Source organism: Halarchaeum sp. CBA1220, assembly GCF_003721175.2.
Lineage (GTDB): Archaea > Halobacteriota > Halobacteria > Halobacteriales > Halobacteriaceae > Halarchaeum > Halarchaeum grantii.
This window is the reverse complement of record NZ_CP054707.1, coordinates 779,981-792,925: the sequence shown is the minus strand read 5'-3', so window position 1 is coordinate 792,925 and position 12,945 is coordinate 779,981. Positions and strand designations below refer to the sequence as shown.

12 protein-coding genes are annotated in these 12,945 nt (G+C 71.0%); 9 read left to right on the top strand and 3 right to left on the bottom strand.

All coding sequences use genetic code 11. The annotated features are described in order from the left end of the window. Positions 1 to 3 precede the first annotated feature (3 nt). Together EFA46_RS04320 and EFA46_RS04315 are read right to left on the bottom strand one after the other, a co-directional pair. Positions 4 to 897 (bottom strand): NAD(P)-dependent oxidoreductase, encoded by an 894-nt coding sequence (locus EFA46_RS04320; protein WP_123074467.1) that lies wholly within the window; start codon positions 895 to 897, stop codon positions 4 to 6. A 41-nt stretch (positions 898 to 938) separates the two neighbouring features. After that, positions 939 to 1,451, bottom strand: a complete 513-nt coding sequence (locus tag EFA46_RS04315) for a 2'-5' RNA ligase family protein (protein ID WP_123074468.1) — start codon at positions 1,449 to 1,451, stop codon at positions 939 to 941. Between the two features lie 355 nt (positions 1,452 to 1,806). On the opposite strand from EFA46_RS04315, the gene EFA46_RS04310 reads away from it, so the two are divergent. The 9 genes from EFA46_RS04310 (at position 1,807) to EFA46_RS04270 (ending at position 12,120) form a co-directional block, all read left to right on the top strand. Continuing rightward, the gene (locus tag EFA46_RS04310) at positions 1,807 to 3,042 is read left to right on the top strand and encodes an argininosuccinate synthase (protein ID WP_123074469.1); all 1,236 of its coding nucleotides are present in this window, start codon (positions 1,807 to 1,809) and stop codon (positions 3,040 to 3,042) included. Between the two features lie 4 nt (positions 3,043 to 3,046). Continuing rightward, a complete protein-coding gene (gene argH / locus EFA46_RS04305) occupies positions 3,047 to 4,498 on the top strand; it encodes an argininosuccinate lyase (protein ID WP_123074470.1) in 1,452 nt (483 codons plus the stop codon). Between the two features lie 222 nt (positions 4,499 to 4,720). Continuing rightward, positions 4,721 to 4,885: a lysine biosynthesis protein LysW gene (gene lysW, locus EFA46_RS04300; RefSeq protein ID WP_123074471.1), complete on the top strand. Its 165-nt coding sequence runs from the start codon at positions 4,721 to 4,723 to the stop codon at positions 4,883 to 4,885. A 33-nt stretch (positions 4,886 to 4,918) separates the two neighbouring features. Then, positions 4,919 to 5,797 carry a lysine biosynthesis protein LysX gene (lysX, locus tag EFA46_RS04295; RefSeq protein ID WP_123077269.1) on the top strand — a complete coding sequence of 293 codons (879 nt, stop codon included), beginning with the start codon at positions 4,919 to 4,921 and terminating at the stop codon, positions 5,795 to 5,797. Next, a complete protein-coding gene (gene argC / locus EFA46_RS04290) occupies positions 5,794 to 6,828 on the top strand; it encodes an N-acetyl-gamma-glutamyl-phosphate reductase (protein ID WP_123074472.1) in 1,035 nt (344 codons plus the stop codon). The genes lysX and argC overlap by 4 nt, the downstream gene beginning before the upstream one ends. Further along, a complete protein-coding gene (locus EFA46_RS04285; RefSeq protein WP_123074473.1) occupies positions 6,829 to 7,965 on the top strand; it encodes an aspartate aminotransferase family protein in 1,137 nt (378 codons plus the stop codon). After that, a complete protein-coding gene (locus EFA46_RS04280; protein ID WP_123074474.1) occupies positions 7,962 to 8,996 on the top strand; it encodes a [LysW]-lysine hydrolase in 1,035 nt (344 codons plus the stop codon). The genes EFA46_RS04285 and EFA46_RS04280 overlap by 4 nt, the downstream gene beginning before the upstream one ends. Beyond that, entirely contained in the window at positions 8,993 to 9,880 is an 888-nt protein-coding gene (gene argF, locus EFA46_RS04275) for an ornithine carbamoyltransferase (RefSeq protein ID WP_123074475.1), read from the top strand. Before EFA46_RS04280 ends, argF begins: the two co-directional genes overlap by 4 nt. 44 nt (positions 9,881 to 9,924) lie before the next feature. Continuing rightward, entirely contained in the window at positions 9,925 to 12,120 is a 2,196-nt protein-coding gene (locus tag EFA46_RS04270; protein ID WP_123074476.1) for a bacterio-opsin activator domain-containing protein, read from the top strand. Between the two features lie 3 nt (positions 12,121 to 12,123). Here EFA46_RS04270 and serB read toward each other — a convergent pair whose 3' ends face one another. Further along, a complete protein-coding gene (gene serB / locus EFA46_RS04265; protein ID WP_123074477.1) occupies positions 12,124 to 12,759 on the bottom strand; it encodes a phosphoserine phosphatase SerB in 636 nt (211 codons plus the stop codon). Positions 12,760 to 12,945 lie beyond the last annotated feature (186 nt).

Genomic DNA, 12,945 nt, shown 5'->3' with positions numbered 1-12,945 from the left:
GACCTACTCGACGCGCGCTTCCTCGCCGGCGAGCATTTCTATCACTTGCATGACGCCGGAGTTGTCGTCGCGGCCCATGCCGTTCTGCTCCATGCTCTTGTAGAGCTCGTGCGCGAGTTCGGTGACGGGCATCGGCGAGCCGTAGGCCTCGCCGGCGTCGGTGGCGATGCGGAGGTCCTTGTACTGGTAGGCGGCGAAGAAGCCGGGGTCGAAGTCGCCGCGAATCATGTCGGGGGCGCGGTTGTCGAGCGCCCAGCAGCCCGCCGCGCCGCCGGAGATGGCGTCGACGACGGCTTCGAGGTCGGCGCCGGCTTTCTCGGCGAAGACGAGGGCTTCGCTGACGCTGACCATCTGGGCGGCGACGACGATCTGGTTGCAGGCCTTCGTGGTCTGGCCGGCGCCGCTCGGACCGCAGTGGGTGACGGTCTCGCCGAGAACCTCGAAGAGGTCCGTGCAGGCCTCGAAGACGGCCGTGTCGCCGCCGACCATGATGGAGAGCGTGCCCTCGATGGCGCCCTCCTCGCCGCCGCTGATGGGCGCGTCGAGCATGTCGACGCCCATCTCGGCGAGGTCGGCGGCGAGCTCCTCCGTCTGGACGGGGTTGATGGTGGAGTGGTCGACGTAGATGTCGCCCTCGCTGAAGCCCTCGGCGAGGCCGTCCTCGCCGCGCACGACCTCCTCGACGACGGCGGTGTCGGGGAGACAGGAGAGGATGACTTCGCTGCGCTCGGCGACCTCCCTCGGGGTGTCGGCGGCCTCGCCGCCGTGCTCGACGAGCGCCGCGACGGGGTCCTCCGAGCGGTTGTGCCCGACGACGTCGTAGCCGGCGTCGAGGAGGTTTGTCGCCATCGGGAGGCCCATGATTCCGAGACCGACGAATCCTATCGTTCGTGACATACGCGGCCAATCGGCAGGCGGTGTGAAAAGCGGTCGGGTCGCTACGCGGGGAGGGAGACGGTCTCGATGCGCTCCTTGTGCTCGGCGTCGTAGAACTCGAGTTCGTTCACGGTCCACGTCACGGGGTCGAAGTCGTAGTCCCGAACGCGCTCGACGGCGTCGGGCGGGCCGTCGCGCGCGAGCGTGACGTGCGGCGTGTAGTCGTCGCCTTCGAGGCCGGGGACGCGGCCGAGTTCGGCGACGAGCTGGCGATGGACCTCCCAGAGGCCGGGGCTCTCGACGGCGAGGTAGACGACGGGCGCGGTGCCGCCGGTGGGCTCCTCGAAGACGCCGACGTCGCTGATGCGGGCGTCGAACGTGGGGGCGCCGCGGAGGGCGCGCTTGGCCTCGCGGGCGGCGCGGAGGTACTCGCGGCGGTCGTCGGCGTCGAGGCGCTTCACGACGAGCGTCGCGGTGCGCTGGCCGCGGACGCGGTCGAAGCCGGTGAGGAGCGGTCGGAACTCGCGGATGAGTTCGCGCACCACGGGCGGTACGGGGACGCTGACGCTGTACACGCGCGCTCTAGGCCGTGGGCGCCTAACTACCTTTTCGTCGGCCGCGAGGCGGACCGGAGTGTTCTCGTGCGGTCGCGACGGCGCGGACCGGGACCGTCGACGGTTCGTGGTGTGTCGTCCCGTGCCAGACAAGTCTTGCAGGGTCGAAAGTCCTTAATACGCCGTCCGCGCAACGTTGGAGTAATCATGGAACGGTCCGCCGACACCACGTCCGCTTTCTCCGAGAGCGGCGCGACCGTCCGACGACGACCGGGGTCCCCTTAGACCCCACTTCACCTACTACCCCGGCTCCGAGGTTCGACCCGCGAACCCCCGCGTATCGTCGTCAACCGACCCCGACTACCACATCACCACAATGTCCGAGAACGAAACCGTCGCGCTCGCCTTCTCCGGCGGGCTCGACACGACAGTCTGCGTCCCGCTGCTGAAAGAAGAGTACGGCTACGACGACGTCATCGGCGTCACCGTCGACGTCGGTCAGCCCGCGGAAGAGTTCGAGGAGGCCTACGAGACCGCCGAAGCGCTCGGCCTCGAGCACTACGTCGTCGACGCGACCGAGGAGTTCGCGGAGGTCTGCATGGACGCGGTCGCCGCGAACGCCGACTACGAGGGCTACCCGCTCGGGACGGCGCTCGCCCGCCCCGTCATCGCGAACGCCATCCTCGACGTCGCCGAGGAGCACGACTGCACGGGCCTCGCCCACGGCTGTACGGGGAAGGGCAACGACCAGTTGCGCTTCGAGGCCGTCTGGCGCGCCACCGACATGGAGGTCATCGCGCCGGTCCGCGAGATGGGCCTGACGCGCGAGTGGGAGATCGAGTACGCCGAGGAGAAGGACCTGCCCGTGGAAGCGGGCGACGGGGGCACGTGGAGCATCGACACGAACCTCTGGAGTCGCTCCATCGAGGGCGGCCAGCTCGAGGACCCCGGCTACGTCCCGCCGGCGGACATCTACGAGTGGACGAGCGAGCCGTCCGATGAGACGGAACTCGTCGAGATCGAGTTCGACGCGGGCGTGCCGGTCGCCGTCGACGGCGAGGCGATGGCGCCCGTCGAGCTCATCGAGCACCTGAACGAGCTCGCGGGCTCCTACGGCGTGGGGCGCTCCGACCTGATGGAGGACCGCATCCTCGGGCTAAAAGTCAGAGAAAACTACGAGCATCCGGCGGCGACGACGCTCCTGAACGCACACGAGGCCCTCGAAGGCCTCGTGCTGACGAAGGACGAGCGCGACTTCAAGCAGACGGTGGACGAGGAGTGGTCCCAGCAGGCCTACGAGGGCTTGCTCGACTCCCCGCTGATGGACTCGCTCGACGCCTTCCTCATGCAGTCGAACGAGAAGGTCACCGGGACGGTCACCATCAAGTTCGAGGGCGGGCAGGCCCGCCCGGTCGCCCGCGAGAGCGAGTACGCGGTCTACTCCGAGCAGGCGGCCTCCTTCAACACGGAGACGGTGATGGGCATCGAGCAGGCCGACGCGACCGGCGTCGCGAAGTACCACGGCTTCCAGGCGCGCCTCGCGCGCGACGCGGAGAAGAAGGCGAAGCCGGAGCTCGCGACGGACGGCGCGGGCGAGGGGACGGAGGAGTAGACGGATGGACGGCGAGGGCTCGGAGACGGTGGTGCGCCGCGAGCGCTTCGCGGGCGGTCCCGCCCGGGAGTTCCTCTCCTCGATGGCGTTCGACGACCGGCTCTTCGAGGCGGACCTCGCCGTCGACCGCGCGCACGTCGTGATGCTCGCCGAGCAGGGCATCGTCGACGCGGCCGACGCGGACGCCATCCTCGGCGCGCTCGACGACGTCGCCGAGGAGGGCTTCGACGCCCTGCCGGAGGGCGAGGACGTCCACGAGGCCATCGAGACGGCGGTCATCGAGCGCGTCGGCCCCGACGGCGGGCGGATGCACACGGCGCGCTCGCGCAACGACGAGGTGGCGGCGTGTCTGCGCTACGAGTACCGCGACACCCTCCTCGAGGCGGTCGAGACGACGGTCGCGGCCCGCGAGGCGCTCTGCGAGGTCGCGGAGGCCGAGCGCGAGACGGTGATGCCGGGCTACACGCACCTCCAGCCCGCCCAGCCGACGACGGTTGCGCACTGGGCGCTCTCCTACGAGGCGGCGCTCGCGCGCGACACCGAGCGCCTGCTGGACGCCTTCGACCGGACGAACCGCTCGCCGCTCGGGTCGGCGGCGTTCGCGGGGACGCCGTTCGACGTGGACAGAGAGCGCACGGCGGAGCTACTGGGCTTCGAGTCGGTCCTCGACAACTCGATGGACGCGGTCTCCTCGCGGGACTTCCTCGTGGAGGGGTCGGCGGCGTTCGCGGGCCTCGCGACGACGCTCTCGGGGCTCGCGGAGGACCTTGTGGTCTTCGCAAATCGGGGCCTCGTCGAGCTGGACGACGACTACGCCTCGACGTCCTCGATCATGCCCCAGAAGAAGAACCCGGACACGCTCGAGCTCGTGCGCTCGACGGCCGGGGACGCGTTCGGGGGGCTCCACGGACTCCTGACGACGCTGAAGGGCCTGCCGCGCGCGTACAATCGCGACCTGCAGAACGCCTCGCCGCACGCGTGGCGCGTCGCGGACGCGGTGGCGGAGGCGACGGACGTCGCGGCGGGCGCGGTGTCGACGGCCGACTGGCCGGCCGAGGAGCTGGCGGCGGCGGCGGGCGAGGGGTTCTCGACGGCGACGGGCGTCGCGGACCTGCTCGCGATGCACGGGCTGCCGTTCCGGACGGCGCACGAGGTCGTCGCGGCGGCGGCGGAGCGCGGCGCGGACTACGACGCGCTCGATGCGGCGTGCGAGGAGGTCGTCGGCGAGGACATCGACTCGCTCGCGGACCGCGACGCCGTCGAGGCGGCGCTCGACCCCGTGGCGAGCGTGGCGTCGCGCGACTCGATGGGCGGCCCGGCGCCCGAGGCGACGGCGGAGACGCTGGCGTCGGCGCTCGATGGCTGTGCGGCGCACGCGGACGCGGCGGCGAGCCGCGCGGACGCCCTCGCGGTGGCCGAGGAGTCGCTCGCGGCGGAGGTGTCGTCGTATGCGTGAGCGCCCGATGCGACGCCCGCGACGCCCGCGACGACCAGCGGTGCGACGACGCGCACCGCGGCCCCGTTCGGGGCAACATATCATAATTCCACGGTTGGAATACGGTTCTCCCGGTTCGCCGTTTCGGCGCTTCTCGCGCCGGTAGACGCGGCTCTGACCTCTTGTAAATTATCTGTTAAGTCCGCCAAGTATAAGTTGGTGGACGGTGAAGGTCCGGGTGTAATGACCGAATGCATCCAGTGCGGTGCGGACCTCGACCTGCACGCCGACCTCGAAGTCGGCGAGATCGTCGACTGTGGCACCTGTGGCGCCGAGCTCGAAGTCGTCGACGACGACCCCGTGGAGCTCGAAGAGGCGCCGGAGCTCGCCGAAGACTGGGGGGAATAAGGGAATGAGGACGACGCACACGAGGTGGTCCGCGTGAAGATCGGTCTCCTCTACTCGCGCATCCGGAAGGACGAGAAGCTCCTCCTCACGGAGCTCCGCGAGCGCGGTCACGACGTCGAGAAGGTGGACGTCCGCAAGCAGCGCTTCGGCGTCGGCGACCCGCCGGAGGCGCTCGCGTCGTGTGACGTCGTCCTCGACCGGTGTATGGCGACCTCGCGGAGCAAGTACGCGACGACGTTCTGCGAATCCTACGGCGTCCCGGTCGTGAACAGCGCGGCGACGGCGGACGTCTGCGCGGACAAGGCGAAGACGAGCGTGAAGCTCGACGCCGCCGGCGTCCCGACGCCCGCGACGACCGTCGCCTTCGACGTCGACTCCGCGATGGCGGCCATCGAGGAGTTCGGCTATCCCTGCGTCATCAAGCCCGTCGTGGGCTCGTGGGGGCGCCTGCTCGCGAAGATCGAATCGGAGAGCGCCGCTGAAGCCGTCCTCGAGCACAAGAAGACGCTCGGCCACTACGAGCACTCCGTCTTCTACGTCCAGGAGTTCGTCGAGAAGCCGGGTCGCGACCTGCGCGTGCTCACGGTGGACGGCGAACCCGTCGCCGCGATGGCGCGCTCCTCCGAGCACTGGCTGACGAACGCCGCGAAGGGCGCGGAGACGACCGAGTTCGAGCTCGATGAGGAGGTCCGTGCGCTCGCCCGCGAGGCCAGCGAGGCCGTCGGCGGCGGGCTGCTCGGCGTCGACATCATGGAGACCGGCGACGGCTACACGGTCCCCGAAGTGAACCACACCGTCGAGTTCAAGGCGCTGAACGACGCCGTCGAGGCGGACGTCCCCGGGACGGTCGTCGACTGGCTCGAAGCGAAGGCCGAACAGGCGAGCGACGCCGGCGCGGAGGTCGGCCTATGACGTCGGCGAGCGTCGTCGGCGGCAGCGGCTTTACCGGTGGTGAGCTCCTCCGCCTGCTCGCCGGCCATCCCGAGTTCGAGATTCAGCAGACGACGAGCCGCGAGTACGCGAACAAGACGGTCGGCTCCGTCCACCCGAACCTGCGCGGCCTCGACGTGCGCTTCGTCGCGCCCGACGCCCTCGAACCCGTGGACGTCCTCTTCGTCTGCGTTCCCCACGGCGTGACGATGGAGCACATCGCGGAGTACCGCGACCTCGCGGACACCGTCGTCGACCTCTCGGCGGACTTCCGCCTCCCGGACGCGGAGCTGTATGATACCTGGTACGACGGCCACGTCGCGCCCGAGCACCTCGCGGACGCGGAGTACGCGCTCCCCGAGCTGAACCGCGAGAACCTCCCCGGGGCGGACCTCATCGCGTCGGGCGGGTGTAACGCCACCTCGACGATACTCGGCCTCCTCCCGCTCGTCGAGGCCGGGCTCCTCACCCCGGACGACCGAGTGGTCGCCGACGTCAAGGTCGGCTCCTCGGAGGGCGGCGCGGGCGGCGGCGCGGCGTCCAGCCACCCCGAGCGCTCCGGCGTCGTCCGACCGTACGCGCCCACGACCCACCGCCACGAGGCCGAGATCGAGGCCTACCTCGACATGCAGGTCTCCTTCACCGTGCACGCGGTGGAGATGATTCGCGGCTCGGCCGCGACCTGCCACGTCTACCCGTCGGAGCTGCCGGCGACGAAGGACATGTGGAGCGCGTTCCGCGAGCAGTACGGCGACGAGCCGTTCGTCCGCCTCGTCGCGGGCGGCGGCGGCGTCTACCGGTATCCGGAGCCGAAGGCGGTCGCGGGGTCGAACTACGCGGAGGTCGGCTTCGAGCTCGACGAGCGCAACGACCGCATCGTCGTCTTCAGCGCCATCGACAACATGATGAAGGGCTCGGCCGGGCAGGCGGTCCACGCCGCGAACGTCGCGCTCGGCTTCGAGGAGACGGCGGGCCTCGAGTTCGCGGGCCTCCACCCCGTGGGGAGTCCGTAGATGTCGGAGGCATCCTTCGTCTTCGGCGAGAAGCCCATCGGTATCGACTCCGGGCAGGGCGTCACGGTCACGGACGACTCGGGGAACGACTACCTCGACTTCGGGGCGTCCTACGCCTGCACGCCGCTCGGGCACTCGCACCCGACGGTCACCGAGGCCGTCCAGGAGCAGGCGGCGGAGCTCACCTACGTCCAGGGTTCATATCCTGTGGACGTCCGCTCGGAGCTCTACGACCGCCTCGCCGCGCTCGCACCCGGCGACTGCGAGAAGGTCTGGCTCTGCAACTCCGGCACGGAAGCGAACGAGGCGGCGCTGAAGTTCGCCCGCCACGCGACCGGCCGCTCGAAAATCGTCGCGACGATGCAGGCCTTCCACGGCCGGACGATGGGCGCGCTCGCGGCGACGTGGAAGGACGAGTACAAGGAGGGATTCGGCCCGCTCGCGGGCGACGTCGAGTTCGTCCCGTACGGTGATCGGGAAGCGATGAGCGAGGCCGTCGACGAGGAGACGGCCGCCGTCATCCTCGAGCCGATTCAGGGCGAGGGCGGCGTCAACCCCGCGCCCGAGGGCTACCTCGGGCACGTCCGCGACGTCACGGCCGACGCGGGCGCGGCGTTCATCGCCGACGAGATCCAGACGGGCGTCGGGCGCACCGGCGACCTCTGGGCGGTCGAGGGCGAGGGCGTCACGCCCGACGTCGTCACGGCCGCGAAGGGCATCGCGAACGGCCTGCCGATGGGCGCGACGATGGTGCGGCCGTGGATCGCGGAGAACGCCGGGAACCACGGCTCGACGTTCTCCGGCGGGCCCGTGCCCTGCGCGGCGGCGAACGCGACGCTCGAGACGCTCGTCGCGGAGGACCTCCCCGGGCACGCCCGCGAGGTCGGTGCCGCGTTCCGCGAGAGCCTCGAGGGCCTCGCGGCGGAGACGGACGCCATCCGCGACGTCCGCGGGCGCGGCCTCATGGTCGGCGTCGAAGTGAAGACGGGCGCGAACCCCGTCATCGGCGGGATGGCGATGAATCACGGCATCCTCGCGCTCCCGGCGGGGCGCACCGTCGTGCGCTTCCTCCCGCCGCTGACGGTGACCGAAGAGCACTGCCAGCGCGTCGTCGACGCGCTCGAATCGACGCTATGACGGACGCGCGCGAACTCCTGCGCGACCTCGTGGAGACGCCGTCCGTCTCGGGCGAGGAGCGCGCGGTCGCCGAGCGCCTCGTCTCGTACTTCGAGGCGCACGGCCGCGAGGCCTACCTCGACGACGTCGGGAACGTTCGGGCGCCCGCCGACGACGGCGTCCTCCTGACGAGCCACATGGACACGGTGCCGGGCGACATCCCGGTCCGCGAGGCGAGCGGCGAGCTCTGGGGGCGCGGCGCCTGCGACGCGAAGGGTCCGCTCGCCGCGATGGCGGTCGCGGCCGCGCGCACGGGCGTCTCCTTCGTCGGCGTCGTCGGCGAGGAGACGAGCTCGCGGGGCGCGCGCCACCTCGTGGAGACGCGCGACCAGCCGGAGGCCGTCATCAACGGCGAGCCCTCCGGATGGGACGCGGTGACGCTCGGCTACCGGGGGTTCGTGAAGGGGCGCTTCGCGGGCGAGACGCCGTCCGCGCACACCTCACGCCCGGGGCCGAACGCCCTCGAGCACGCGATGGACTGGTGGCACGACGTCGAGGAGACGTTCGAGGCGGGGAGCGAGTCCTCCGTCTTCGAGCAGGTGACGACGAAACCCGTCGAGATGGACGGCGGCGTCTCCGCCGACGGCCTCGCGTTCGAGGCGACGGTGGAGGTGCAGCTGCGCGTCCCCCCGTCACTGACCGTCGAGGAGGTGCGCGCGACCGTCGAGGGCGCGCTCCCGACGTACGTGGGCGAGGAGGCGTCCGTGGCGGTCGAGTGGACGGACGCCATCCCGCCGGTGATGGAGTCCCCGCGCAACGGCGTCGCGGCGGCGCTCCGCGCGGGTATCCGCGCCGAGGGCGGCGAGACGACGCACCTCCGCAAGACCGGCACCAGCGACATGAACGTCTACCGTGGCGCGTGGGACTGCCCGATGGCGACCTACGGGCCGGGCGACTCCGCGCTCGACCACGCGCCGGACGAACGCATCGACCTGGAGGAGTACGACCGCGGCGTCGCCGTGCTGACGGCGGCCGCAGAGAGGTTACAATGAATCTCATCGACATCGACGACTTCGACGTCCCGCAGCTGCACCGCGTGCTCGACACCGCCCTCGCGATGAAGACGGGCGAGAAGGAGCCCCCGGCGCGACTCGCGGGGACGAGCCTCGGCATGCTCTTCGAGCGCCCGAGCACCCGGACGCGGGTGTCCTTCGAGGTGGGGATGACCCAGCTCGGCGGGCACGCGGTCTTCCTCGGCAAGGACGACATCCAGCTCGGGCGCGGCGAGCCCGTGAAGGACACGGCGCGCGCGCTCTCGGGCTACGTCGACGCGGTGATGGCGCGCGTGAAGTCCCACGAGGACATGCTCGAGCTCGCGGAGTACGCGGAGGTTCCCGTCATCAACGGCCTCTCGAGCGACGCGCATCCCGCGCAGACGGTCGCGGACCTCCTCACGATCCGCGAGCACCACGGCTTCGAGGACACGACGGTCGCGTGGGTCGGCGACGGCAACAACGTCGGGGCGTCCTTCCTCGTCGGCGCGGCGATGGTCGGCCTCGACGTGCGGGCCGCCACCCCCGAGGGCTACGAGTTCGGCGACGACACCGTCGAGCGCGCGGGCGCGTACGACGGCGACATCACGACGACGCACGACCCGACAGCCGCAGTCGAGGGCGCGGACGTCGTCTACACGGACGTCTGGGTGAGCATGGGCGAGGAGGAAGAACGCGAGGAGAAGGTCGCGGACTTCGAGGGGTTCCAGTTGAACGAGGCCCTGCTCGCGCGCGCCGACGACCCGAGCGTCCTCCACTGTCTGCCCGCCCATCGCGGCGAGGAGATCACGGACGACGTGATGGAGTCCGAGCGCGAGCTCATCTGGGCGCAGGCCGAGAACCGCCTGCACGGCCAGAAGGGCATCCTCGCCGAGTTGCTCTGAGGCGGCCGTCCGCTTATAGCACTCCGCCGCGTAGACGCGGGGTAATGCCGACTGAAGGGGGTAGCCTCCGCGACGCGCTTGCGCCGGCCGTCGAGCGGCTACCGGAGATGCTGTACCGAGGGCCGAACGAGCGAAAGCGGCCGCTAACTGCCGTAAGCTCGGGAGCAGTCCAAGTTTCGGGGTACGGCCGCGCGACGCTCGAGACCGGCGAGGTCGCGTGGACGCGCGACGTCGTGCACCCCTCGGACCGCGAGCGCGCGTGGAACGACGTCCAGCGCGCGTTGGGCGACGACGGGACGTACGACGTGACGTATCGCATCGTCACCGCCGACGAGGACGTCCGCTGGGTCCGCGACCGGGGCGAGCGCCTCGGCGACGGCACGCTCTCGGGCTACGTCGAGGACGTGACGGCGTTGAAGGAGCGGGAGGTGCGACTGCGCGAGGAGCTCGACGAGACGTTCGAGCGCATCTCGGACGCCTTCTTCGCGCTCGACCGGGAGTGGCGCTTCACGTACGTGAACGACCGGGCGGCCGACTACCTCGACGTCGACGGCGAGGGCGTCGTCGGCGAGAACGTCTGGGAGGCCTTCCCGGCGGCGCTCGGCACGGACTTCGAGTCGGAGTACGAGCGCGCGATGGAGACCCAGGAGGCCGTGACGTTCACGGAGCACTTCGAGCCGCTGGACGCGCACTTCGAGGTGAACGCCTACCCCTCGGAGACCGGGCTCTCCGTCTACTTCCGCGACGTCACCGAGCGCGTCGAGCGCGAGCGCCGACTCGAGCGCTACGAGGCGATCATCGAGACGGTGTGGGACGGCGTCTACGCCCTCGACGACGAGGGGCGCTTCACGATGGTGAACGGGGCGTACTGCGAGTTGCTCGGCGTCGATCGCGAGGAGTTGCTCGGCCGGCGGGCCGAGGACGTCCTCGGCGAGGGCGTCGTCGCGAGCGCGCGGGAGTTCGCCGAGGAGATGCGTCGGGACGAGCGCGAGGCGGCGACGCTCTCGTTCACCATCGAGGCCGACGACGGGGAGAAGCGCCCGCTGGAAGCGCGCTTCGGGCCGTTCGGCGAGAGCGGACGCGTCGGCGTCCTCCGCGACGTGTCGCGTCAGCGCGCGCGTCGTCAACAGCTGCGCCAGCAGCGCGAGCGGCTGTCGAGTCTCGTCGCACTCTACGGCGCGGCGAACGACGTCTCGAACGCGGTGATCGAGCAGACGAACCGGTCGGCGGTCGAGGAGCGGGTGGCGAACCGGCTCGCGGACGGCCCGTACACGGGCGCGTGGGTCGGGCGGACGACGGGGACGGACGTCACGCGCGTGGCGAGCGCCGGCGAGGACGCACCCCGGGGGACGGAGCTCGCGACGCGCGCGGTCGACGCGGAGCGGGTCGCGGTCGCGGAGTCGGACGCCGAGGGTGGCGGCGAGGCGGCGGCGGTCCCCATCAGCTACGAGGGCGGGACGTACGGCGTGCTCGTGGTGTGCGCCGCCCACCGGGACGCGTTCGGCGACGCCGAGCGGACGGTGCTCGGCCGGCTGGGGACGACGCTCGGGCACGCCATCGCGGCGCTCGACCGGAAGGCCGCGCTGTTGAGCGAACACGTCGTGCAGGTCGAGTACCGCTCGCGGGCGGTGGCGGCGGAGCTCGGCGTGCCCGCGAGCGGCGACGGGCGGTTCCGCTTCGAGCGGACGGTCGCGGCGGGCGACGGCGAGTACATCCACTACGTCTGGGTGTCGGGGCTGTCGACCGAGGAGGCGATGGCGGTCTTCGAGGACGCGGAGCGCTATCGGCACGTCCGACTCGTCGGCGAACGCGACGACGCCGTGCTCGTGGAGGCGACGACGGCGGACGCGCACGTCACGACCGCAATCGCGAGCCACGGCGGGCGCCTGCGCTCGATGACGGTGCGCGACGGCGAGGTCCGCGTGCTCGCGGAGTTCCCGCAGGGCGTCGACCTGCGGACGGTGACGGGGTCGATCCGGGAGGTGGCGGACGACGTCGAGTTGGTCGCACAGCGGACGGTCGCGCGCGACGACGCCGAGGACGGGCGCGTGGACGCGCTCGGCGACCTCACGGAGCGCCAGCGTGCGGCGTTCGAGTCCGCCTACTACGGCGGGTATTTCGAGTGGCCGCGCGACAGCACGGCCGAGGACCTCGCGGAGACGATGGGCGTCTCCGCGCCGACGTTCCACCAGCACCTGCGCGCGGCGGAGCGCAAACTCCTCGGCGTCTACGTGGACTGAGAGCTAGAGCAGGCCGTCCTCCTCGAAGACGCGGCGGAGGCGCGGCATGGTGGCGACGACGACGTCGCAGTGCGGGCGGACGGCGGGTTTGGGGATGAAGCCGACGGCGGTGCCGGCGGCCTTCAGCATCGGGAGGTCGTTCGCGCCGTCGCCGACGGCGACGGTGTCCGCGAGGTCGGTGCCGGTCTCGACGCAGAGCGATTCGAGGGCCTCGTCCTTCGTCCCCTCGATGAGGGGGCCGTCGGCGTCGCCGGTGAGGTGGCCGTCCGCGACCGGGAGGTCGTTCGCGACGACGTGGTCGACCTCGGTGTGTTCTTTGGCGAGCGCGGCCTCGACGCCGGGCGTGAAGCCGCCGGTGAGGATGGCGGTGGTGTGGCCGGCGTCGTTCAGCGCCGCGATGAGGTCGGCGGCGCCGGGGCGGAGGAAGACCTGCTCGTAGGCGGCCTGCGCTTCGGGTTCGGGGAGTCCCTCGAGGAGCGCGGCGCGCTCGTAGACCGATTCGGCGTAGGAGAGTTCGCCGCGCATCGCGCGCGCGGTGATGTCGCCGATCTCGTCGGCGACGCCGTACTGTTCGCCGAGGAGCACCATCATCTCGGAGTCCGAGAGCGTCCCGTCGAAGTCGAACGCGACCAGTGTCATCGGGTGAGCGTTCGCCCCCCAGCGCCCAAGTGGTTTCTGTTCGCACACCACGTTCCACCCGAAACGAAGGGGTCACCGCTCACGACCCGTCGAGTGTGCATATTTCACATACGTATCCGTCCGGGTTAACCCACATCTGTGTATATTTTCGCGCTCGGTGGCGCCGTCAATTCGCGCCTATGCGAA